20 protein-coding genes and 1 tRNA gene are annotated in these 22,613 nt (G+C 71.4%); 14 read left to right on the top strand and 7 right to left on the bottom strand.

Translation table 11 applies throughout. From position 1 onward, the window contains the following. The first annotated feature begins 62 nt into the window (after nt 1-62). Together ACZ4TO_RS23305 and ACZ4TO_RS23310 are read left to right on the top strand one after the other, a co-directional pair. On the top strand, nt 63-1,574 hold the full coding sequence (locus tag ACZ4TO_RS23305) for a PP2C family protein-serine/threonine phosphatase (RefSeq protein ID WP_385042926.1): 1,512 nt from the start codon (nt 63-65) through the stop codon (nt 1,572-1,574). A 98-nt stretch (nt 1,575-1,672) separates the two neighbouring features. Continuing rightward, nucleotides 1,673-3,160, top strand: a complete 1,488-nt coding sequence (locus ACZ4TO_RS23310; protein WP_468025113.1) for an aminopeptidase P family protein — start codon at nt 1,673-1,675, stop codon at nt 3,158-3,160. Between the two features lie 204 nt (nt 3,161-3,364). On the opposite strand, the gene ACZ4TO_RS23315 is transcribed toward ACZ4TO_RS23310, so the two are convergent. After that, complete coding sequence (locus ACZ4TO_RS23315) at nt 3,365-3,820, bottom strand: ATP-binding protein (protein ID WP_382783102.1); 456 nt, start codon at nt 3,818-3,820, stop codon at nt 3,365-3,367. A gap of 251 nt (nt 3,821-4,071) precedes the next feature. On the opposite strand from ACZ4TO_RS23315, the gene ACZ4TO_RS23320 reads away from it, so the two are divergent. From ACZ4TO_RS23320 to ACZ4TO_RS23360, 9 genes are all read left to right on the top strand, one after another. Further along, on the top strand, nt 4,072-4,920 hold the full coding sequence (locus ACZ4TO_RS23320) for a hypothetical protein (RefSeq protein WP_385042923.1): 849 nt from the start codon (nt 4,072-4,074) through the stop codon (nt 4,918-4,920). Between the two features lie 227 nt (nt 4,921-5,147). After that, complete coding sequence (locus ACZ4TO_RS23325; protein WP_468025114.1) at nt 5,148-5,882, top strand: YcnI family copper-binding membrane protein; 735 nt, start codon at nt 5,148-5,150, stop codon at nt 5,880-5,882. Between the two features lie 158 nt (nt 5,883-6,040). Next, complete coding sequence (locus ACZ4TO_RS23330) at nt 6,041-6,694, top strand: SCO family protein (RefSeq protein ID WP_382783109.1); 654 nt, start codon at nt 6,041-6,043, stop codon at nt 6,692-6,694. Next, nucleotides 6,691-7,173 (top strand): copper chaperone PCu(A)C, encoded by a 483-nt coding sequence (locus ACZ4TO_RS23335; protein WP_468025115.1) that lies wholly within the window; start codon nt 6,691-6,693, stop codon nt 7,171-7,173. Before ACZ4TO_RS23330 ends, ACZ4TO_RS23335 begins: the two co-directional genes overlap by 4 nt. A gap of 13 nt (nt 7,174-7,186) precedes the next feature. Continuing rightward, entirely contained in the window at nt 7,187-9,193 is a 2,007-nt protein-coding gene (locus ACZ4TO_RS23340; protein WP_468025116.1) for a copper resistance CopC/CopD family protein, read from the top strand. 8 nt (nt 9,194-9,201) lie between these two features. Then, nucleotides 9,202-10,521 (top strand): iron uptake transporter deferrochelatase/peroxidase subunit, encoded by a 1,320-nt coding sequence (gene efeB, locus ACZ4TO_RS23345; protein ID WP_468025117.1) that lies wholly within the window; start codon nt 9,202-9,204, stop codon nt 10,519-10,521. Between the two features lie 120 nt (nt 10,522-10,641). After that, nucleotides 10,642-11,577, top strand: coding sequence for a prephenate dehydratase (pheA, locus tag ACZ4TO_RS23350; protein WP_467846471.1), 936 nt, complete (start codon nt 10,642-10,644; stop codon nt 11,575-11,577). 571 nt (nt 11,578-12,148) lie between these two features. Continuing rightward, nucleotides 12,149-13,426 (top strand): serine--tRNA ligase, encoded by a 1,278-nt coding sequence (gene serS / locus ACZ4TO_RS23355; protein ID WP_382783123.1) that lies wholly within the window; start codon nt 12,149-12,151, stop codon nt 13,424-13,426. After that, nucleotides 13,423-14,277 carry an HAD family hydrolase gene (locus tag ACZ4TO_RS23360; RefSeq protein WP_382783126.1) on the top strand — a complete coding sequence of 285 codons (855 nt, stop codon included), beginning with the start codon at nt 13,423-13,425 and terminating at the stop codon, nt 14,275-14,277. Before serS ends, ACZ4TO_RS23360 begins: the two co-directional genes overlap by 4 nt. Nucleotides 14,278-14,389: 112 nt before the next feature. Here ACZ4TO_RS23360 and ACZ4TO_RS23365 read toward each other — a convergent pair. From ACZ4TO_RS23365 to ACZ4TO_RS23390, 6 genes are all read right to left on the bottom strand, one after another. Further along, nucleotides 14,390-14,476, bottom strand: a tRNA-Ser gene (locus ACZ4TO_RS23365). A 263-nt stretch (nt 14,477-14,739) separates the two neighbouring features. Further along, the gene (locus ACZ4TO_RS23370; protein WP_385042913.1) at nt 14,740-14,970 is read right to left on the bottom strand and encodes an SGM_3592 family protein; all 231 of its coding nucleotides are present in this window, start codon (nt 14,968-14,970) and stop codon (nt 14,740-14,742) included. Between the two features lie 128 nt (nt 14,971-15,098). Beyond that, the gene (locus ACZ4TO_RS23375) at nt 15,099-15,818 is read right to left on the bottom strand and encodes an ABC transporter permease (protein WP_382783130.1); all 720 of its coding nucleotides are present in this window, start codon (nt 15,816-15,818) and stop codon (nt 15,099-15,101) included. Between the two features lie 10 nt (nt 15,819-15,828). Beyond that, on the bottom strand, nt 15,829-16,740 hold the full coding sequence (locus ACZ4TO_RS23380) for an ABC transporter ATP-binding protein (protein WP_382783133.1): 912 nt from the start codon (nt 16,738-16,740) through the stop codon (nt 15,829-15,831). Further along, nucleotides 16,737-17,642, bottom strand: a complete 906-nt coding sequence (locus ACZ4TO_RS23385) for an ABC transporter permease (RefSeq protein ID WP_382783135.1) — start codon at nt 17,640-17,642, stop codon at nt 16,737-16,739. Before ACZ4TO_RS23385 ends, ACZ4TO_RS23380 begins: the two co-directional genes overlap by 4 nt. Then, complete coding sequence (locus tag ACZ4TO_RS23390) at nt 17,632-18,594, bottom strand: ABC transporter ATP-binding protein (RefSeq protein ID WP_382784239.1); 963 nt, start codon at nt 18,592-18,594, stop codon at nt 17,632-17,634. Before ACZ4TO_RS23390 ends, ACZ4TO_RS23385 begins: the two co-directional genes overlap by 11 nt. A gap of 255 nt (nt 18,595-18,849) precedes the next feature. On the opposite strand from ACZ4TO_RS23390, the gene ACZ4TO_RS23395 reads away from it, so the two are divergent. The 3 genes from ACZ4TO_RS23395 (at nt 18,850) to ACZ4TO_RS23405 (ending at nt 22,503) form a co-directional block, all read left to right on the top strand. Beyond that, nucleotides 18,850-19,692 carry a M24 family metallopeptidase gene (locus tag ACZ4TO_RS23395; protein WP_468025118.1) on the top strand — a complete coding sequence of 281 codons (843 nt, stop codon included), beginning with the start codon at nt 18,850-18,852 and terminating at the stop codon, nt 19,690-19,692. Next, a complete protein-coding gene (locus tag ACZ4TO_RS23400; protein ID WP_468025119.1) occupies nt 19,689-21,458 on the top strand; it encodes an SDR family oxidoreductase in 1,770 nt (589 codons plus the stop codon). The genes ACZ4TO_RS23395 and ACZ4TO_RS23400 overlap by 4 nt, the downstream gene beginning before the upstream one ends. Before the next feature lie 100 nt (nt 21,459-21,558). Next, a complete protein-coding gene (locus ACZ4TO_RS23405) occupies nt 21,559-22,503 on the top strand; it encodes a MerR family transcriptional regulator (protein WP_468025120.1) in 945 nt (314 codons plus the stop codon). The last annotated feature ends 110 nt before the right edge of the window (nt 22,504-22,613 follow it).

Here is a 22,613-nt window from a genome sequence, read left to right on the forward strand (position 1 = left end):
AAATTTAATTTCCCGCAAGGGTTACCACCGGTCGCACGGACACCAGGAATCCTGGCAGGACAATGCTGGACATCCCCTCACGAGTACGTGTACATGTGGAGACACCGCTAGCGGCGCAGAACGACATGGGGGTTTGCGATGCTATTGAGCAAAACGCACCGGTCGGAAAGCCGGACGTCATGACCGCCCCTCACCTTCCTAAAGTGGCCGGAATCGATTCAACGGTTCCTTCGCCCGCGCACACTGTCGCGCCGGCGCCCGCCCCCGCGGGCGCGTCCCCGGCCGTCCCGCAGGCCGGCCCCGGAGCCGCGCTCCAGGACCGCCTCGCGGGCTGGGTCTCGGATCTCACCACGCTCCACGAACTCACCGAGCGCCTCGCCGGCACCGCGACACTGGACGACGCGCTGCAGGAACTGCTGCGCGCCGGATCCGCCCTCGTGGGCGCCCGGCGCGGTCTCGTCGTGCTGGAACCCGGCGACGGTCTGGGCCCGGACACGACGATCGGCCTCGGCCTCGCCCGAGCGGATCTCGGCCACATCGAGACGGTGCCGCGCAGCTCCATGTCGTACGGGAAGATCCTGGACGGACTGCCGGGCGGCGAGGGCGAGATCACCCAGCCGGACCTCCTCTCGGAGGACGGGCTCGATCCGCGCCACCGCGAGGTCGCCGCTCGTCTCGGCTACGCCGCCAGTTACGCGCTCCCGCTGTCCACCGAGGCGGCGGGCCGTCTCGGCGCCGCCGTCTGGCTCTACGACGAGCCCGCCGAGCCGGTGGAACGCCAGCGCCATCTCATCGGCCTCTACACCCGCTACGCCACCGAGCACCTGGCCCGGCTGCTGGAACTCGAACGCGCCCGTACGTGCGTGACGACGATGTCCGAGGAACTGCTTCCCGCCCGGCTGCCCCGGGTCTCCGGCGTCCAGCTCGCCGCCCGGCACCGCACCGGCCCGCGCGGCGGCGGCGACTGGTACGACGCGCTGCCGCTGCCCGACGCCGCGCTCGGCCTCGCCGTCGGCTCCGTCACCGGCTCGGGCCCCAGCGCGGTCGCCGCCATGGGCCGGCTGCGGGCCTCCCTGCGCGCCTACGCCGTCATGGAGGGCGAGGACCCGGTCGCCGTCCTCTCCGACCTCGAACTGCTGCTGCGGCTCACCGAGCCCGCGCGCTCGGCCACCGCCCTGTTCGCCTACTGCGAGCCCGCCCTGCGCAAGGTCACGCTCGCCGGCGCCGGACACAGCCCGCCCCTGGTGATCGGCCCGCGGCGCACCGAGTTCGTGGAGACCTCGCTGTCCGCGCCGCTGGGCATGCTCGCCTGCTGGGAGGCGCCGAGCGTCGAACTGACGGCCGAGCCGGGCGAGACCGTGCTCATCTACACCGACGGTCTGCTGCACCGCACCGGCGACCCGATGGACCGCGCCTTCGCCAAGCTGCACGCGGCGGCGGCGAGCGTCCCGAGGGCGCTGCGCGACGACCCGGGCGCGATCGCCGACCACGTGCTGCGCGGTGTGCTGCCGGACGGCCTCGACGAGGCGGACAGCGACGAGGACGTCGTCCTGCTGGCGGCCCGCTTCGACTGAGAGGGCGCTCACCCGGTGTAACAGGCCTTCCGGCCCTGGGCCCCCTTCAGTACGACCGTACGATGGGGTGGTCCAAAGTCGTATGAAGGAGGCAGACCGTGTCGGAGGCGCTCACCCCGGAGACCCCGGAAGCCGTGCTCGACGAAGCCGCTGACGAAGCGGGCGAGGAAGAGCCCATCAAGCAGCGCAAGAACGGCCTGTACCCGGGCGTGTCCGACGAGCTCGCCGCCAGCATGAAGTCCGGCTGGGCCGACACCGAGCTGCGGGGCCTCACGCCCATCGCCCAGGCCGAGTACACCGCGGCCCGCCGCGCCGCGCTGTCCGCGCGCTTCCCGGGCGAGCGCCTGGTGATCCCCGCGGGCAACCTGAAGACCCGCTCGAACGACACGGAGTACCCCTTCCGTGCCTCGGTCGAGTACGCGTACCTGACCGGCAACCTCACCGAGGACGGCGTCCTCGTGCTGGAGCCGGCCGCCGAGGGCCACAAGGCGACCATCTACCTGCTGCCGCGCTCGAACCGCGAGAACGGCGAGTTCTGGCTGTCCGGGCAGGGCGAGCTGTGGGTCGGCCGCCGCCACTCCCTGGCCGAGGCCGAGCAGCTCTACGGCATCCCCGCCTCCGACGTCCGCGAGCTGCCCGCCGCGCTGACGGAAGCCACCGGTCCCGTCCGGGTCGTGCGGGGCTACGACGCCGCGATCGAGGCCGCGCTGACCGACAAGGTCACCCGCGAGCACGACGACGAACTGCGCGTCTTCCTGTCCGAGGCACGGCTCGTCAAGGACGAGTTCGAGGCCGGCGAGCTGCAGAAGGCCGTCGACTCCACCGTGCGCGGCTTCGAGGACGTGGTGAAGGTCCTGGACAAGGCCGAGGCCACCAGCGAGCGCTTCATCGAGGGCACCTTCTTCCTGCGCGCGCGGGTCGAGGGCAACGACATCGGCTACGGCTCCATCTGCGCCTCCGGTCCGCACGCCTGCACGCTGCACTGGGTGCGCAACGACGGCCCGGTCCGCTCCGGCGACCTGCTGCTGCTGGACGCGGGCGTGGAGACCCACACCCTCTACACCGCCGACGTCACCCGCACGCTCCCGGTCAACGGCACCTACTCGGAGATCCAGAAGAAGATCTACGACGCCGTGTACGACGCCCAGGAGGCCGGTATCGCGGCCGTCCGCCCGGGTGCCAAGTACCGCGACTTCCACGACGCCGCGCAGCACGTGCTGGCCGAGCGGCTCGTCGAGTGGGGGCTCCTCGAAGGCCCCGTCGAGCGGGTCCTGGAGCTGGGCCTCCAGCGCCGCTGGACCCTGCACGGCACCGGTCACATGCTCGGCATGGACGTCCACGACTGCGCCGCCGCGCGCACCGAGACGTACGTCGAGGGCACGCTGGAGCCGGGCATGTGCCTGACCGTCGAGCCGGGCCTGTACTTCCAGGCGGACGACCTGACCGTGCCGGAGGAGTACCGCGGCATCGGCGTCCGGATCGAGGACGACCTCCTGGTCACCGAGGACGGCAACCGGAACCTGTCGGCCGGCCTGCCGCGCCGCTCGGACGAGGTCGAGGCCTGGATGGCGTCCCTCAAGGGCTGACGCCGTGCCCGCGAGGGCGCGGAGCGACACCGACGGCCGGGCGCCTTCCGGGGCTCCCGGCCGTCGGCCTGTCCGGAGGCGGCTTCCGGGGCCGATGTGACCCGGGGGTGGTGCCGATCCGGCGTGTCTGCCGGCGTACCCCGGGGTGGTGCCGACGCGGCGTACGCGGAGGCGGCCGCCGAAGGCCGGCTGCCGTCCGGCGGGTCAGGCCGGCAGCAGTGCGGGGGCCGTCCTCCACTTGAGGATCTTGTCGAAGCTCACCACCGCGCCGCCGCGTCCCGGCCTGTTGCCGATGTGGACGTGGTCGGCGAGCTCGCGGATCAGACACAGCCCCCGGCCGTGCTCCGCGTCCTCGCCGGCCGTGCGCGGTACGGCGCGGACGCTGCCGGCCGGAAAACCGGGGCCGAAGTCGGCGACCTCGATACGGCACTGGTCACCGTCGAGATAGGCCGTCACGCGGTACGCCTCGCAGGAGGAGCCCCGGACGTCGTCCCCGCCGTGCTCGACGGCGTTGGCGCAGGCCTCGGTGAGAGCGACGGAGAGGTCGTACGAGATGTCCGGGTCCACGCCCGCGCTCTCCATCGTGCCGAGCAACAGGCGTCTGGCGAGCGGGACACTCGCAGCCTCGCGCCGCAAATGGAGTGACCACCAGATGCTCATGCTCCAGCCTCCCGGCCGCGGCTCGACATACCGATACGTATTGCCGCAACCACGCGTGCGCAATCGCATACGCGACGTGATGCCGCCCATACGGCCGACGCGCTCACTTGAGTCGACGGTGTATGCGCGAGCGATCCGTCGCCGGACGGCGGCCCTTCGGGCGTCCCCCGAGCGGAGGACGGACCGGTCACAAGCCGTCAATCGGACCTGCCGTACGAGGCGTCGGGGCCCAGTGCGATGATGAGCCCGCCATGACTGCCCCCCACCAGCGTTCGGCGCGTTCCGGAGCAGGCCTCCGGACCCTGAGGGCCGCGGTGTTCGCCGCGGTCTGCGTCGTGCTGGCCGCGGCCGGTCACGGAATCGCCTCCTGCGCCACCGTCCCCCTGTGGACGCTGGGCGCCGGCTTCCTCGCGGTCTTCGCGGTCGCCGGGACGCTGGCGGGCCGGGAACGCACACTGCCGGGCATCGTGGCGCTCCTCGCGCTCGGCCAGACGGTGCTGCACACCCTCTTCGGACTGGGCCTGGCGGGCGGCACGGCGGCCGGCGGGTCGTCCATGGGCGCGATGGCGCCGGGCATGCCGATGTCCGACGCCACGCTCGTCGAGCGGGCCGCCCGCCTGGTGTGCGGGACGGCCGCGGCGGCGATCAGCCCCGCGCAGGCCATGAAGATCCTCACCGACGCGCGGATCGGCACGGGCACGACCGGGATGACGGGCATGACGTCGTCCATGAACCATGCCGCCGACGCCGTGCCCGCCGCCGCGGGCGCCTCGATGCCGGTGCTGCCCTCGCTGCCGATGCTGCTCGGCCACGTGCTCGCGGCCGTCGCCGCCGGATGGGTGCTGCGCCACGGCGACCTGGCCCTCCTGCGGCTCATGCGCCTGTCGGCCCACGGAGTCACGGAAGCGGCGCTGGTACGTTCCCTGCGCGCCGCCCTCACCCTCGTACGCGCCCTGCGTACGGGACTTCCCGGGGCGCCCGAGATCGCGCGCACGCCGCGCACCGCGCTGCTCGCGCCCCTCACCCCCCGGACGACCGCGCTGCAGCACACCGTCGTCCGGCGCGGGCCGCCCGCCTCCACGTTCGCCCTCGTCGCCTGACACGACGCGCCGCTTCACGGAAATCCACGGAAATCCCCCGGTCCCCGGAGTCCTCGACTTCACCGGCCCGAGCGGGACTTCACGGACCTTCCCGAAGGGGACGCGGTCGTGCCGCACGCGCGCGTGCCCGCCGGGTCTCCCCCGGGCCTCCTTCCGCCCCTTCCACGGGACACCGAGGCGTCCGCGCGCCCCCTTCGAACACCGGACCGAAAGTGGAGTTCCCTCATATGAAGGCTTCTCGTCTCGCCGTCGTCGGCACCGTCGCCGCCACGGCCGTCGTCGCCCTGTCCGCCCCCGCGTTCGCGCACGTCACCGTGCAGCCCGAGGGCGCCGCCGCCAAGGGCGGCTACACCGTCGTCAACTTCAAGGTGCCCAACGAGCGCGACAACGCCTCGACCACCCAGGTCGAGGTCAACCTCCCGGCCGACCACCCGCTGGCCTCCGTCATGCCCCAGCGCCTCGACGGCTGGACCGTGAAGGTCACCAAGTCCAAGCTGGACAAGCCGGTCACCGCGCACGGCGAGAAGCTCAATGAGGCCGTCACCAAGGTCACCTGGACCGCCGACGGCAAGGGCATCGAGCCGGGCTTCTTCCAGAAGTTCCCGCTCTCCATCGGCGCGCTGCCCGAGGACACCGACGAACTCGTCTTCAAGGCCGTCCAGACGTACTCCGACAAGGAGGTCGTGCGCTGGATCGAGCCGCAGAAGGAGGGCGCGGAGGAGCCCGAGCACCCGGCCCCGGCCCTCGCGCTCAGCGCCGCGACCGAGGGCGGCCACCACGGGGGCGCCGCCGCCGAGGACGCCTCCCACAAGGAGGAGAGCGCCGGGCACACCGACGAGGCCGCCTCCGCCGCCGACAGCAGCGACACCACCGCGCGCGTCCTCGGCGTCGTGGGCATCCTCGTCGGCCTGGCGGGCGTGGCGTACGGCGTTCTGGCCGGCCGGCGGCGTGCCGAGGCCTGAGGTGCCCGCACGCATCTGAGGCACTGAGACACACACGCTCCTGGTGGGCACCGGGGAGTCGCGGACACGGCTCCCCGGCCGCGGCCGGCCCGGCACCCCGGACCCGCCCGACCGACCCCCGGTGCCCACCGGAGCGCTCACATCTGGGACATTTTTCTATGCGCAAGAAGACGTACGCGACGGCCGCCCTGTTCGCCGCCGCCGCTCTGACCCTCTCCGCCTGCGGCAGTGGCGGCGACGACGGCGAACCGGTCGCCGCCGTGTCCGCCCAGGCCGGCGCCACCAAGGCCGCCACGGTCCTCGACAACCCGTTCGAGAAGCCGGACCTCGTGCTCACCGACACGGCCGGCAAGAAGTACGACCTGCGCGCCGAGACCAAGGGCCGGCCCACGCTGGTCTACTTCGGCTACACCCACTGCCCCGACGTCTGCCCCCTGACGATGAACAACCTCGCCGTCGCCAAGAAGCAGCTCCCCAAGGCCGAACAGGACAAGCTGCGGGTCGTGTTCGTCACCACCGACCCGGCCCGCGACACACCCGCCGCGCTCGGCACCTGGCTCAAGGGCATCGACCCCGAGTTCATCGGTCTCACCGGCGACTTCGCCACGATCCAGGCCGGCGCCCGCCGCCTCGGCATCACCATCGAGCCGACGACCAAGGACAAGAACGGCAAGACCGTCTCCGTGCACGGCACCCAGGTCATCGCCTTCTCGCCGAAGACCGACGCGGGCTATGTGCTCTACGGCGAGAGCGCCACCGTCGACGACTACACCAAGGACCTGCCCAAGATCGCCGAGGGGAAGACCCCGTGAGCCGCCGTACGGGCCGCCGCGCGGGACTCCTCGCCTTCTGCTCCCTCGTCCTGGCCGCCGGGACACTGGCGGGCTGCGGCGCGGACGGCTCCTCGTCGTCCTCCGCCGCTCCCGAAATCAAGGTCACCGGCGCCTACATGCCCGCCCCGAGCATGGACACCATGGCGGCGGGCTTCTTCACCGTCACCAACTCCGGCGGCGCCGACACCCTCACCTCGGTCACCAGCGACCTCTCGGACGACGTGACGATGCACGCGACCGTGGACGGTGCGATGGAGGAGAGGAAGTCGTTCGCCATACCCGCCGAAGGCACCCTGGACTTCGCCAGCGGCGGCAACCACCTCATGTTCGCAAAGCTCACCCACAAGCCCGGACAGGGCGAGAAGGTGTCCGTGGAACTGCACTTCGCCAAGTCCGGCACGGTCAGGATCTCCATGCCGGTGAAGCCCGCGACCTACAACCCGAAGACCGGACGCTGAGGTAGGCATCACCGTGACACCGACCATCGCCCCCCGCTTCAGGACCCTCCTGCTGCTGTTCCTCGCCGTCACCGGAGCGCTCCTGGCGGGCGCCGCGCCCGCCTCCGCGCACGCCGCGCTGACCGGAAGCAACCCGACGCAGGGATCGGTGGTCGACAAGGCACCCACCCAGGTCTCGCTCACCTTCTCCGAACAGGTCTCGCTGAACGACGGCTCACTCCAGGTGCTCGACCCCAAGGGCGAGCGGGTCGACACCGGCGGCGCGAGCGACCTGGGCGGTGACACCTACGGCCTGAAGGTCCGTCCGGGGCTGCCCGACGGCACGTACACCGTCACCTATCAAGTGGTGTCGGCGGACAGCCACCCCGTCTCGGGCGCCTTCACCTTCTCCGTCGGCGCCCCCTCGCAGACCTCCGTCGCGCTGTCCGGCCAGGCGGTGGGCGGCGGCCCCGTGGGCTTCCTCTACGGAACCGCGCGCTACCTGTCGTACGCCGGTTTCATCGTGCTCGTCGGCGGCGCCGCCTTCGTCCTGGCCTGCTGGCAGCGCGGATCGGGCATCCGGCCGGTGCAGCGGCTCGTGGTCGGCGGATGGCTCACGCTCACCGCCTCCACGCTCGCCCTGCTGCTCCTGCGCGGCTCCTACGTCGGGTCCGGCAAGGTCGGCGACATCTTCGACCTGAACCTGCTCGGTGAGGTGCTGCAGACCAAGTCGGGCGCGGCGCTGGTGTCGAGGCTGCTCCTGCTCGCGGCCGCGGCGCTGTTCATCGCGGTGCTGTTCGGCGCCTACGCCCGACGCGACGAGGACGAGCGCGCGGCCGGCGAGACCGGCGGCGAGGCGGCACCCGCCGGGGCGACGGACGCCGGTGCCACCGAGGCGGCCGGCGCCGCCGACGCCGAGGACCCCGACTCCGAGGCCGAGCACCTGGCCGCGGAGAAGAAGGACCTCACCTTCGGGCTCGCCGTCGGCGGCACGGTCGTCGCCGCGGGCCTCGCCGCGACCTGGGCCATGGCCGAGCACGCCTCGACCGGCGTCCAGCCGGGCATCGCGATGCCCGTCGTCGTCCTGCACCTGCTGGCCGTCGCCGCCTGGCTCGGCGGTCTGGCGACGCTCGTGGTGGCCCTGTTCCGGGCTCCCGCGCGGACACCCGTCGAGGCCGCGGCCGTCCGGCGGTTCTCCCGCCTGGCGTTCGGCTCCGTCCTCGTCCTGGTCGCCACCGGGATCTACCAGTCCTGGCGTCAGCTCGGCTCCTGGTCGGCGCTCACCGACACGTCGTACGGACAACTGCTGCTCGTCAAGGTCGGTCTGGTGGCCGTCCTCGTGGGCATCGCGTGGATCTCGCGGCGCTGGACGGCCCAGCTCACCGAGACCGCCGCCCCCGAGGCCGCCGCCGTGGTCGTGGAGCAGCGCAGCGAGCTGCGCACGCCCGCCACCGTCCCCGCCGAGACGGACTCCCGGCGCGCCGCACAGCTCGCCCGGCAGCAGGCCGCCGTGGACTCCACGCGCGACAAGCGGGTCCGCGACGCCGACCCGCAGCGCTCGGGCCTGCGGCGCTCGGTGCTCGCCGAGGCCGGGGTCGCGGTCGTCCTGCTCGCGGTCACGACCGCGCTGACCACCACCGAGCCCGGACGCACGGCGGAGGCCGCCCGCCAGGCCACCGCGTCCGCCTCGCAGCGCTCCGGACCGCTGTCCCTGAAGATGCCCTTCGACACGGGCGGCGAGGACGGCAAGGGCACGGTGGAGGTCACCCTCGACCCGGCCCGCGTCGGCGGCAACCAGATGCACGTCTTCGTGGTCCGGCCGAACGGCAAGGCCTTCGACGTCCCCGAGGTGAAGGTCGCCTTCACCCTCACGGCGAAGGACATCGGCCCGCTGCCCGTGACCCCCGACCGGGTCGCCACGGGACACTGGGCGGCGAGCGCCGTGCAGATCCCCATCGCAGGCGACTGGAAGATCGCGGTGACCGTGCGCACCTCCGACATCGACCAGGCCACCGTGAACAAGAACGCGCAGATCGGCTGAACCTGACCATGGCTGACCAGTCCACCCCCGGGACCTCCGCCCGCTCCGACCGGACGGACCCGTCCTCCGGGGCGTCCCCTGGCACGGCGTCGCCGGGCGACGCCCCGCAGGGAGTCATGTCACGGCGCCGGCTGCTCGGCACCGCCGGCGCCACCGGGCTCGCCCTCGGAGCGGCGGGCGCGGCCGTGGGCTACGCGGCGGCGCCCTCCCCCGCGAAATCCGTCCCGTTGACCTCCGTCGGCGCGGACATGGCAATGTTTCACGGGAAACATCAGCCGGGCATCACCACCGGACTCCAGGCGCGCGGGCACCTCGTCGCCTTCGACCTGACGGCCGGCGCGGGCCGTGGGGAGGCCGCCGCCCTGCTGCGCCGCTGGTCGGTGACGGCTCAGCGGCTCATGGCGGGCGAGGCCGCGGCGCACGAGGACACGGGTGTCGCACGGGACGCCGGCCCGTCCTCGCTCACCGTGACCTTCGGCTTCGGCCACAGCTTCTTCGCCCGTACGGGCCTGGAGAAGCAGCGCCCGGTCGCCCTGGACCCCCTGCCCAGCTTCTCCTCGGACCACCTCGACAAGGCACGCAGCGACGGCGACCTGTGGGTGCAGATCGGAGCGGACGACGCCCTCGTCGCCTTCCACGCCCTGCGCGCGATCCAGAAGGACGCGGGCGCGGCGGCACGCGTGCGCTGGCAGATGAACGGCTTCAACCGTTCCCCGGGTGCCACCGCCGAACCGATGACCGCCCGCAATCTGATGGGCCAGATCGACGGCACCCGCAACCCCAAGCCCTCCGAGCCCGACTTCGACGGACGGGTCTTCGTCCCCGCCTCCGGCACCCCGGGGTGGATGGCGAACGGCTCCTACGCCGTCGTCCGCCGGATCCGCATGCTGCTCGACGACTGGGAGAAGCTCTCGGGCAAGGCCCAGGAGGACGTCATCGGGCGGAAGAAGTCAACGGGCGCCCCGCTCAGCGGCGGCGCCGAGACCACCGCGATGGACCTGGACAAGACCGACGCCGAGGGCAACCTGGTCGTGCCGGTCAACGCGCACGCCCGCATCACCCGGCCCGACCAGAACGGCGGCGCCGCGATGCTGCGCCGCCCGTTCTCCTTCCACGACGGCATCGACGCCGACGGGGCGCCGGACGCCGGTCTGCTCTTCGTGTGCTGGCAGGCCGATCCGGTGCGCGGGTTCGTCCCCGTGCAGCGCAAGCTCGACCGGGGCGACGCGCTCTCGACGTACATCCGCCACGAGTCGAGCGGCCTCTTCGCGGTGCCGGGCGGCGCGGCGGAGGGCGAGTACGTGGGGCAGCGCCTGCTGGAGGGATGACGGTCTCCGCACCGGTCTCCGTACCGCGTTCCGTACCGCGGTACCGGTCTGCGTACCGGGCTCGATCCCGGGGCGCCGCGGGCGTCTGACGCGTCGGGCGAGGCCCATTAGGGTGACGGTATGTCGGCGACGCGCTACACCTATCTCGGCCCCGAGGGTACGTTCACCGAGGCCGCCCTTCGCACGCTTCCCGAGGCCGCGACGCGGGAGCTGGTCCCCATGGTGTCCGTCCCGGCCGCGCTCGACGCGGTGCGCGGCGGCCAGGCCGCGGGCGCGCTCGTCCCGATCGAGAACTCCGTCGAGGGCGGCGTGACCGCCACCCTGGACGAGCTCGCCAAGGGCGACCAGCTCATGATCTACCGCGAGGTCGTGCTGCCGATCGCGTTCGCCCTGCTGGTCAGGCCCGGTACGGCGCTCAAGGACGTCAAGACGGTCACCGGACACCCGGTCGCCCAGCCCCAGGTGCGCAACTGGCTGGCCGCGCATCTGCCGGACGCCGTGTGGGAGTCGGCGGCCTCGAACGCGGACGGCGCCCGGCTGGTCCAGGAGGGCCGGTTCGACGCGGCCTTCGCGGGCGAGTTCGCCGCGGCCACGTACGGCCTCGAACCCCTGGTGACCGAGATCCACGACGCGGCGAACGCCGAGACCCGCTTCGTGCTGGTCGGCCGCCCGGCCAGGCCCGCCGCGCCGACCGGCGCCGACAAGACGTCCGTGGTCATCTGGCTCGGCGACGACCACCCCGGAGCCCTGCTCGAACTGCTCCAGGAATTCGCGGTGCGCGGCGTCAACCTGATGCGGATCGAATCCCGCCCGACCGGCCAGGGCATCGGCAATTACTGCTTCTCGGTCGACGCCGAGGGCCACATCACCGACCGCCGGGTGGGCGAGGCGTTGATGGGCCTCAAGCGGATTTGTCCCCAGGTGCGATTCCTCGGTTCCTATCCGCGCGCCGGTGTCGCCCTGGAGGACGTACGCCCGCTGCGGCCGGGGACGTCGGACGACGCGTTCTCCTCCGCCTCGGACTGGCTGGCCCGCTGCGCCGACGGCCGGTTCTGAGCGGCGCCTCGCCGCCTGTCCGAGCGTTTCCCCCAGGTCCCGCCTGCCGATTCTCGTCATCCACAGAGTTATCCACAGGCATGCTTCTCGACCTGGGGACAAGTCGACAACGAAGCACTACATGGTCGACAAATCGGCTACTCGACCCAAGTCCGTCCACACCCTCGCACGTCCCTCTTCGTCTACCCTTTTCCATTGATCAACCCGATGGGGCGAATCATTTACACCCGAAAGTGGCTGTACAGAGGGTTTGAACCGGGAATTCCACGGCTGCCGAAGAGGTATCGGAATGATCAATTCCGACATCCACAGATCATCCACACACCCTGTGGATAACTCTCATCACGGCCCTACCCCTGTGGACAACCCACACAGCAAGTCCCGCTTCCCGCAAGGAAATCCGGTCAACCGGCGAAGCGCCGTCTGCCCCGTTTCAGGGAGTAGGCCCCATTTCCTTGACACGGCTCGGCGATCAAGGGACACGGTCCGGCAATTCACTCATACCGTGACAGCCGTCACGCTCTGGAATATCGGGTCGTTGGCCGGAGATCCGCACCGGTAGCCTTGAGGGGTGATTGACCTTCGCCTGCTCCGTGAGGACCCCGACCGTGTTCGCGCCTCCCAGCGCGCCCGTGGAGAGGATGTCGCGCTCGTCGACTCCCTCCTGTCCGCCGACGAGCGGCGCAGGTCGTCCGGCGTCCGCTTCGACGAGCTGCGTTCCGAGCAGAAGTCGCTCGGCAAGCTGATCCCCAGGGCCACCCCGGACGAGCGGGCCGAGCTGCTGAAGAAGGCCGAGCAGCTCAAGACCGACGTCAAGGCCGCCGAGGCCGAACAGAACGAGGCGGACGAGGAGACCAAGCGGCTCCTCCTCCAGCTCGGCAACCTGGTGCACCCGGACGTCCCGGTCGGCGGCGAGGAGGACTTCGTCGTCCTGGAGACGCACGGGACCATCCGCGACTTCGCCGCCGAGGGCTTCGAGCCCAAGGACCACCTGGAGCTCGGCGAGGCGCTCGGCGCCATCGACGTCGAGCGCGGCGCCAAGGTGTCCGGCTCGCGCTTCTACTACCTGACCGGTGTCGGCGCGCTCCTGGAGCTCGCCCTCGTCAACGCGGCGATCGCCCAGGCCACCGAGGCCGGCTTCACGCCGATGCTGACCCCGGCCCTGGTCCGCCCGCGCGCCATGGAGGGCACCGGCTTCCTCGGCCAGGCCGCGGAGAACGTGTACCACCTGGAGAAGGACGACTACTACCTGGTCGGCACCTCCGAGGTCCCGCTCGCCGCGTACCACATGGACGAGATCCTCGAAGCCGACAAGCTGCCGATGCGCTACGCCGGTTTCTCGCCGTGCTTCCGCCGCGAGGCCGGCACGTACGGCAAGGACACCCGCGGCATCTTCCGCGTGCACCAGTTCGACAAGGTCGAGATGTTCTCGTACGTCGCTCCCGAGGACGCCGAGAACGAGCACCGGCGGCTCCTGGAGTGGGAGAAGCAGTGGCTGACCGGCCTCGAACTGCCCTTCCAGGTGATCGACGTGGCCAGCGGCGACCTGGGGTCCTCGGCCTCCCGCAAGTTCGACTGCGAGGCGTGGATCCCGACCCAGGGCAAGTACCGCGAGCTGACCTCGGCCTCGAACTGCGACGGTTTCCAGGCCCGGCGTCTGTCGGTCCGCATGCGCGACGGCAAGAAGGTCCAGCCGCTCGCCACCCTGAACGGCACGCTGTGCGCCGTCCCGCGCACCATCGTGGCGATCCTGGAGAACCACCAGCTCGCCGACGGTTCGGTCCGGGTTCCCGAGCTGCTGCGCCCGTACCTGGGCGGCCGTGAGGTTCTGGAGCCGATCTCCAAGTGACCAGCACCACCGGTTCGACGGGAGCGTCCGGGGCCACCGGGCCCGGGGCGTTCCCCTACAAGCTCGTCGCGACCGACCTCGACGGGACGCTGCTGCGCTCCGACGAGTCGGTCTCGCCGCGCACGCGTGACGCGCTCGCCGCGGTGACCGAGCTGGGCGCAGCCCACATCGTGGTCACCGGGCGAGCGGTGCCCTGGACGCGGCACATCCTCGACGCGCTCGGCTATCAGGGCCTCGCGGTCTGCGGTCAGGGCGCGCAGGTCTACCACGCGGGAGAGCACCGTCTGCTCACGTCGGTGACGCTGGACCGGCAGCTCGCCGGTCTCGCGCTCGCCAAGATCGAGGCGGAGGTCGGCCCCCTGCTGCTGGCCGCGAGCCGTGACGGCCTGGACGGCGAGGTGCTGGTCGGCCCCGGCTACCGCAGGCTGGAGGGCGCGCTGCCGGTCGTCCCGATCAAGGACGCGGCGGACCTGTGGTCGGCGCCGCTGAACAAGGTGTACGTGCAGCATCCGACGCTGTCCGACGACGAGCTCGCGGCCGTGGCCGTGAAGGTCGCGGGCGGACTCGTCGGTGTCACGATGGCGGGCCCGGGCGTGGTGGAGCTGCTTCCGCTCGGCCTCTCCAAGGCGACGGGGCTGTCCCTGGCGGCACGCCGCCTGGGCGTCAAGGCCGCGGAGACCATCGCCTTCGGGGACATGCCCAACGACCTCCCGATGTTCGCCTGGGCGGCCCACTCGGTGGCCATGGCCAACGCCCACGACGACCTCAAGGCGATCGCGGACGAGGTGACGTCCTCGAACGAGGAGGACGGCATCGCGGTCGTACTGGAGCGGTTGCTGGCGCGTCCGTAGCGTCGGCGGGACACCGGGGCACCACCGTCGACGCGGTTGTGCCCCCTTGTTCTGTGGCGCTTCCCGGTGCTTCCCAGCACTTCCCGGTGCTTCCCGGTGCTTCTCGGTTGTGCGGAGGATGCGCGGATCGAACGCGCGCGGGGTTTCACCCCCGACCACGGCTTAGCAAGCCGGTGCCTTTCCACTCGGCCAATCCTCCGGGTGGGCGGCCCGCGCGTGAACGCGCGCTCGAAGCGGCCGCCCCGGGCAACTCCCCCTGCGAGCGGGTTCGACGGAGGTAGTGACTACTCCGGAACCCGCCGCGGGCTGCCCTGTCGGGAGCTCGACGAACTGCTCCTGATGAACATCGTCGCGCTCCTCTCCCAGTGTGCGGCGCCGGCTCGACGCGGCGGCGTGGACAGCAACCACTCTGCCCGTACGCCGACTTGGGCGCCACCGATTAAAGGGCGCGTTCCCGGTGGCTCACCTGCGGCGCCATCTGCGCCGGCGCCCCTTGGCGAAGAACCAGCCGGCGGGCGGCTCGTCGGAGCGCCAGGGCTGCGGATCGGGGCCCGACTCGCGCCAGCGGGCGGCGAGCATGCGCGCGCGGGCCGACGGTTCGGTCGTCTCGGCGGACCGTACGAAGTCCTCGTCGAGCACGAGGTCGTCCCACGGCTCCTCCGCCGGTTCCCTTCCCGGTTCCTCGGTCGTCATCCCCGTTCCTCCCGGCCGTACGTCCCCGTTCGGCCAGTGTGCCCGGGCGGGGGTGAAGCCCCTGTCAAGGAAAAGAGGGCTCCCGCGCGCGCGTGCCCGTGACGGACACCGCGCGCGGGAGCCCTCTCTCACTCCTCGCCGGCCAGGGTCAGCGACCGCAGCCGCTGCCCGGCGTACCAGGTGGCGAGGACGGTGACCACGATCAGCAGGACCGTCGCGGTGGGCAGGCTCACGTCCGAGGTGACGATGTCGCCGCCGGTCACCTTGTGGCCCACGGCGAGCGCCCACTGCTGGACGCTGAGGGTGCGCGCGCCGGACACCAGGGACCCGAACAGGGCCTCCCAGACGAGCGCGTAGACGAGTCCGAAGACCACCGCGTGCCGGGTCACGGTCCCGAGAAGCAGGAACATCGCGGCGTAGGCGATCGAGGCGACCAGGGCGGCCACGGTGTAGGCGACGGCGATCTGCTGGCCGTTGCCGTTGAGGATCATGCCCGCGATGAAGGTCGGCACCGCGGAGAACGCCATGGTGACGGCGATCGCGACGATCAGCTTGGTGAAGATGATCGTGGGCCGCTTCAGGGGCTTGGCCAGCAGATACACCACCGAGCCGTCGTCGATCTCGGGTCCGATGGCGCCCGTGCCGGCGATGACGCCGATGATCGGCACCATGGTGGCGAGGGCGAACCCGCCGAGCAGGTCCGAGGCCACCTGGTCGTCGGCTCCGGAGAAGCTCCGGACGGCCACGGAGATAACGATGAGCAGGACGGGCAGGACGCCGAGGATGAGGGCCCGCCGGCGGCCGAGCAGGCCCCGGTAGGTGAGCCGGGCGACTGTGGGGTCGTACATCTTCGGCCTCCTACGCCGCGACAAGATACGAGAAGACGGATTCCAGCGACTCGTCGGACGGTGACACCGTCAGCAGCCGGATGCCGTGCTCGCGCGCGACCTTCGGCAAAAGGGCGGTGAACCGGCCGAAGTCGACGGCCTGGATGCGCAACGCGCCCTCGGCGAGGTCGACCTCGATGCCCGAGGTCGACGGGTCGGCGATGAGCGCGGCGGCCAGTGCCCGGTCGTCGCTGGAGCGGATCAGATAGCGGTGCGGGCGGTCGGTCATGAGCCGGCGGATGCGCCGGAAGTCGCCGCTCGCCGCGTGCCGTCCGGCGACGATCACCTCGATGTGGGCGGCGAGCTGCTCCACCTCTTCGAGGATGTGGGACGAGAACAGCACGGTGCGGCCCTCGTCGCCCATGCGGCGCAGCAGGTCCATGAGCTGCATGCGCTGGCGCGGGTCCATGCCGTTGAACGGTTCGTCCAGGAGCAGCAGCGAGGGGTCGTGGACCAGCGCGGACGCCATCTTCACGCGCTGGCGCATGCCCTTGGAGTACGTGGAGATCTTGCGGTCCTGCGCGTACTCCATCTCGACGGTGGCCAGCGCGCGGTCGGCGGCCTTCGTGCCCAGTCCGTGCAGTTCGGCGTTGGCGACGACGAACTCGCGGCCGGTGAGGAAGTCGTACATCGCCTCGCGCTCGGGGACGATGCCGATGTGGCGGTAGATGTCCTCGTTGCGCCAGGTCGGCTTGCCGTCGAGGGTGACGGTGCCGGTGGAGGGGGCGAGGAAGCCGCCCATCATGTTGATGAGGGTGGACTTTCCGGCGCCGTTCGGGCCGAGCAGGCCGGTGACGCCGGGGCCGATGGTCATCGTGATGTCGTTGACCGCCACCACGTTGCCGAACCAGCGCGATACGTGGTCGATGGTGAGCGTGGTCACAGTCCGGCCTTTCGGTAGCGGCGCATCAGGAGGCCGTAGCAGCCGGCGATGAGGCCCAGGACGACGACGAGGTAGACGACGCCCTGTGCGGACGAGGGGCCGACCTCGCCGGGGAAGGCGGAGGACGCGCCGAGGAAGGCCGTCTGGACCCCGTCGATGAGCGTGATGGGCGAGAAGAGCCCGATCCAGGGGACGGCTCCGCTGCTGGAGCGCTCGAAGGCGATGGCCTGGACGGTGGAGACGGCTCCGTAGGAGATGGTCAGGGCGGCGATGACGGCCGCGATGCCGAAGCCGCGGCGCGGGGTGATCGCCGAGATGACCAGGGCGATGCCGGCGAAGAGCACGGACAGCAGTGCCACGGAGAGCAGTCCCTGCCCGAAGCCCTTGCTCTGGTCGGCGAAGTCGAGCTTGGCCAGCAGCGCGCCCACGTAGAGGACGATCAGCGGCGCGGCCGTGAGGACGAACAGCGCCGAGGCCAGGGCCGCGTACTTGGCGCGTACGTAGTCGGCGGTCTCTATGGGGCGCGAGAAGTAGAGCGGGATGGTCTTGAAGCGCAGGTCCCGGGAGACCGCCTGGGGGCCCTGCGAGGCGACGTACAGGCCGATGACCGCCTGCATGATCACCGCGTAGCGCGTGTAGTCGACGGGCAGGTCCTTCGCCTTGGTGGCGACGGCCACGGCCACCATGATCAGTGCGGGGACGCACATGACCACGAAGAGCAGCATCGGCAGGACCTTGGACTTGACCGAGCGGCCGAGTCCGTAGGCGCCGCGCAGGGACTGCGAGTACAGGGAGCGGCGGGCGTAGGCGCGGCCCAGGCGCGGGCCGTCGTAGTTGCGGTAGCCGATGTTGTGGATACGGGTCTGCTCACCCGGCTGGGTGAGGGGGTGCTCAACTGCCATGGCCGACCGCCTCCTTCCGCTGGGCGTCGCTGTCGGTGAAGACCTCGGCGATGTGGTGCCTGCGCTGTTCCATGCGGACCAGCCCGAGGCCGAGGTCGGCGACCACGTCGCGGACGAGGTCGTAGGTGTCCTCGCTCTCGGTGGTGAGCAGCAGGATGTGTCCGGCGCCCGGCAGTCCGCCGCCGTCGTGGGTCTCGATCCCGCGCGCGTGGAGCACCTCGCGCACGGCGCTCGTGCCGTTCGGGTGCTCGTCGCTGTCGGTGACCTCGATGGCGAGGGTCGTCGTGGTCTTGGTGAAGTCCGTGGTGGAGCTGGAGCGCAGGAGTTTGCCGCCGTCGACGACCACGACGTGGTCGCAGGTGCGTTCCAGTTCGCCCAGGAGGTGCGAGGTGACCAGGACCGAGATGCCGAAGTCCGTGTGGATGCGGCGGATCAGTCCGAGCATGTCGTCGCGGCCGACCGGGTCCAGGCCGTTGGTCGGCTCGTCCAGGAAGACGAGCTGGGGGTCGTGGACGAGGGCCTGCGCGAGTTTGACGCGCTGCTTCATGCCCGTGGAGTAGCCGCCGATGGGGCGGTAGCGCTCCTCGTACAGACCGACGTGGCGCAGGGTGTCCGCAGTGCGTTCGCGGGCCGCGGCCGGCGGCAGTCCGGACATCCGCGCCATGTGGACGACGAACTCGGTGGCCGAGACGTCGGGCGGCAGGCAGTCGTGCTCGGGCATGTACCCGACCCGCTCGCGGATGGCGGCGCCCTCGGTGGCGACGTCGAGACCGAGCACGTGTGCGCGGCCCTCGGTGGCGGGGGACAGACCCAGCAGGATCTTGATCAGTGTGGACTTGCCGGCTCCATTGGCTCCGACGAGTCCGGTCACACCGGGCCCGACGTCCACGGAGAGCCGGTCAAGCGCGGTCACCCGGGGGTACCGCTTGCTCAGGCTTTCGGTCGCGATCACAGTCACGGTTCGACGGTAGTGGCGCACACCACAGGGGTCGTCAGCCCACGGAGGTGGATCCGCGTCAGCCTCCAGTCGTACGGGCCCGTAGGGGTCAGCCTCAGGTACGGCTTCCGCGTGCCGCGCGGTCCCGTCCGGGCGGGTCGTCCACAGGCGGTCCGGGCCTATTGACGCAGCCTCTAACAACTGTCACATTCGCCAGTGTCACGTTACGGGCACGTACCGCAGTCGGTGCGGAGTAGGTGGGGCGGTGGCATGACGACGGCGATGACGGGTGAACTCTCGGCGGAGCTGCGGGGGTTCCGGGAGGTCCAGCGTCTGGCGTACGCCTGCGCGGAGGCGGTCGCGGCGCAGTTGAAGCCCGGCGTCACCGAGCGGGAGGCGGCGCGCATGCAGCGGGTGTGGCTGCGGGAGCACGGGGTGCGGGACTGGTTCCATCTGCCGTTCGCCTGGTTCGGTGACCGCACGGCCTTCGCCGGCTTCCGGATCCCGCTGCAGTTCTTCCCGACCGATCGCCGGCTGGAGCCGGGGATGCCGTTCATCCTCGACATGGCGCCGGTGCACGGTGGTTTCACCGCGGACATCGGCTACTCGGGCTCGCTGGGTCCGAACCCCGTCCAGGACAGACTCATGGCCGACCTGGAGGCGCACCGCGAGCTGATCCTGCGCGAGGTGCGCGAGCGGCGGTCGCTGCGGGAGATCTACGAGGACGTGGACCGGCTGATGGTGCGGCAGGGCCACGCCAACCGGCACCGGGCGTATCCGTTCGGCGTGATCGCGCACAAGGTGGACCGGGTGCGGGAGCGGCCCTGGTCGCCGCGTCTGTTCGGGTTCGGGGTCCAGTCCCTCAAGGGGCTGGCGGGCGACGCTCTGCGCGGGCACCGGGAGGGCTGGTCCCCGCTGTGGTCGCCGTACACGTTTTCCGACCACCCGCCCCGGCCGGGGCTGTGGGCGGTCGAACCGCATCTCGGATTCCGGGGTACGGGCGCGAAGTTCGAGGAGATCCTGGTCGTCACGGACTCCCGGGACCCCGAACAGAGCGCGTTCTGGCTCGACGACGATCTGCCGCACGTGCGGCGCTGGGCGGAGGACAAGTGAGTCTCGTGGGCGCGCGCGAGCGCCGGGTACGGACGGGCGGGGTCGACCTGTGTGTCGCCGAGCTGGGTGACGACAGGCAGCCGACGGTGGTGCTCGTGCACGGCTATCCGGACTCCAAGGAGGTGTGGTCCGAGGTCGCCGAGCGGCTCGCCGACCGCTTCCATGTCGTGCTGTACGACGTACGGGGGCACGGCCGGTCGACGGCGCCGCGGCCCCTGCGCGGCGGGTTCACCCTGGAGAAGCTGACCGACGACTTCCTGGCGGTGATCGACGCGGTCAGCCCCGGCGAGCCGGTGCATCTCGTGGGCCACGACTGGGGCTCGGTGCAGTCGTGGGAGTTCGTCACGGTCGCCCGCACCCAGGGCCGGATCGCGTCCTTCACGTCGATGTCCGGTCCGTCCCTGGACCACTTCGGCCACTGGATCAAGCGGCGGGTGCGGCGGCCCACTCCGCGAAGGATCGGCCAGCTCCTCGGGCAGGGCGCCAAGTCCTGGTACGTGTACATGCTGCACACGCCGGTGCTGCCCGAGCTGGCCTGGCGCGGCCCCCTGGGCAGGCGGTGGCCGAAGATCCTCCAGCGGATCGAGAAGGTGCCCGCGGGCGACTACCCGACCGCGTCGCTGCCGTCCGACGCGGCGCACGGAGCGTGGCTCTACCGCGACAACGTCCGGTCCCGGCTCGGCCGCCCCCGCGACGACGCGTACGCGCACGCGCCCGTGCAGCTCGTCACGCCGCTGGGGGACGCCTTCCTCTCCGAGCGGCTCTACGACGAACTGGAGAAGTGGGCCCCCGACGCGGTGCGGCGCACGCTCCCGGCCAAGCACTGGATCCCGCGGACCCGGCCCGACCAACTGGCCTCCTGGATATCCGAGTTCGTGACCGTCCACGAGGGCCGCGAGGCCGGGGTGCCCGCACCCGAGCCGACGGCCACCGGCAGGTACGCGGACCGGTTCGGCGGACAGCTCGTGCTGGTCACCGGCGCCGGCAGCGGCATCGGCCGGGCCACGGCGTTCGCGTTCGCCGAGGCGGGCGCGCGCGTGGTGGCCGTCGACCGGGACGCGGAGGCCGCGGCCCGCACGGCGGAGATGGCCCGGCTGATCGGCTCGCCCGCGGCCTGGCCGGAGACGGCCGACGTCGGCGACGAGCAGGCCATGGAGAAGCTCGCCGACAAGGTCGCCGGCGAGTACGGCGTGGTGGACGTGCTGGTGAACAACGCCGGCATCGGACTCTCCGGTTCGTTCTTCGACACCACGGCGGAGGACTGGAGGAAGGTCCTCGACGTCAATCTGTGGGGGGTGATCCACGGCTGCCGGCTCTTCGGAAAGCAGATGGCCGAGCGCGGGCAGGGCGGACACATCGTCAACATCGCCTCGGCGGCGGCGTACCAGCCCTCCAAGGCGCTGCCCGCCTACAGCACCTCCAAGGCGGCCGTGCTGATGCTCAGCGAGTGTCTGCGCGCGGAGCTGGCGGGGAAGGACATCGGCGTCTCGGCGGTCTGTCCCGGCTTCGTCAACACGAACATCACCGCGACCACGCGATTCGCCGGGGTCGACGCGGCCGAGGAGAAGCGGCGCCAGAAGAAGTCGTCGCGGCTCTACGGACTGCGCAACTACCCGCCGGAGAAGGTCGCCGACGCGATCCTGCGCGCGGTCGTCCGCGACGAGGCGGTGGTTCCGGTCACCCCGGAGGCGCGCGGCGCCCATCTGCTGCACCGCTTCGCGCCCCGGGCACTGCGCGCGATCGCCCGCATGGAGCCACCCTTGTGAACCGCACACGTGGAGCCGCCCCCGTGAGCGGGCGGCCCGCCGTCGGCGACAGGGGCGATCGGGCGGGCGGCCGCTGCGCGGAGCCGGGAGGGCGGGAGAGATGAGCGACGAGCCCGGCGGTGTCGCGTACCGCATCGAGGACCTGGCGCACCGCAGCGGCGCCACGGTCCGGACGATCCGTGCCTATCAGGACCGCGGGCTGCTGCCCCGACCCGAGCGGCGCGGGCGCGCCAACGTGTACGCGGACGCCCACCTGGCGCGGTTGCGGCAGATCGCCGACCTCCTGGACCGCGGCTACACACTGGCCTCGATCAAGGAGCTGCTGGAGGCCTGGGACGCGGGCCGGGGGCTGGGCGGGATACTCGGCCTGGTCGCGGAGGTCCACGGGCCGTGGACCGACGAGGAGGCGGCCCGGATCTCGCGGACCGAGCTGGTGGAGCGGTTCGGGGGCCGTCCCGACGACGCTGCGGTGGCGGAAGCGGTGGAGCTGGGTGTGCTGGAGCCCGTTCCGGGCGACGAGGACACCTTCCTCGTCCCGAGCCCTCAAGAGCTGTCCGCCGCGGTCGAGTTGCACCGTGCGGGTGTTCCGCTGTCCGCGATCACCTGCCATCTGCGGGAGTTGAGGGGCCAGGTCGAGCACATCGCCTCCCGTTTCCTGGAGTTCACGACGGAGCACGTCTTCGCGCGCTATCTGGAGGAACGTCCGCCGAGCGACGCGGACGCGGCCGAGGCGGCCTCGCTCGTACGACGGCTGCGACCGCTCGCACAGCAGACGGTGGACGCCGAACTGGCCAGAGCCATGAGGATGTTCGCCACCCGGCATCTGAGAAACCACCTCGTGGCGGGGCAGTCGCCGGTGGAGCCCGAAGGCACGCGTGCGGTGGAGGTGGCCGCCGGGACAATGCGAGCCGTGGAGCGCCTGGTTGGCGTCGAGCAGGCGGCGGAGTTCGTGACCGCCGCGACCGAACGGGAGCTGCAGACGCGGACGTTGGACCGACTGGCGGCAAACGGGCCTCTGTCCCCAGTTGTTGACGAACCACCGTAAATCGCGGGCTCGTTGTCCACAGATTCGTCAATTCGCCTGTGGATAACGTCACTTGGTTGTGGATCAAACCTCCGACTCAAAATCAAATGCGTGATCCGCCTCTCTCCAGG

The sequence above is a fragment of the Streptomyces sp. NPDC028298 genome (assembly GCF_055565895.1).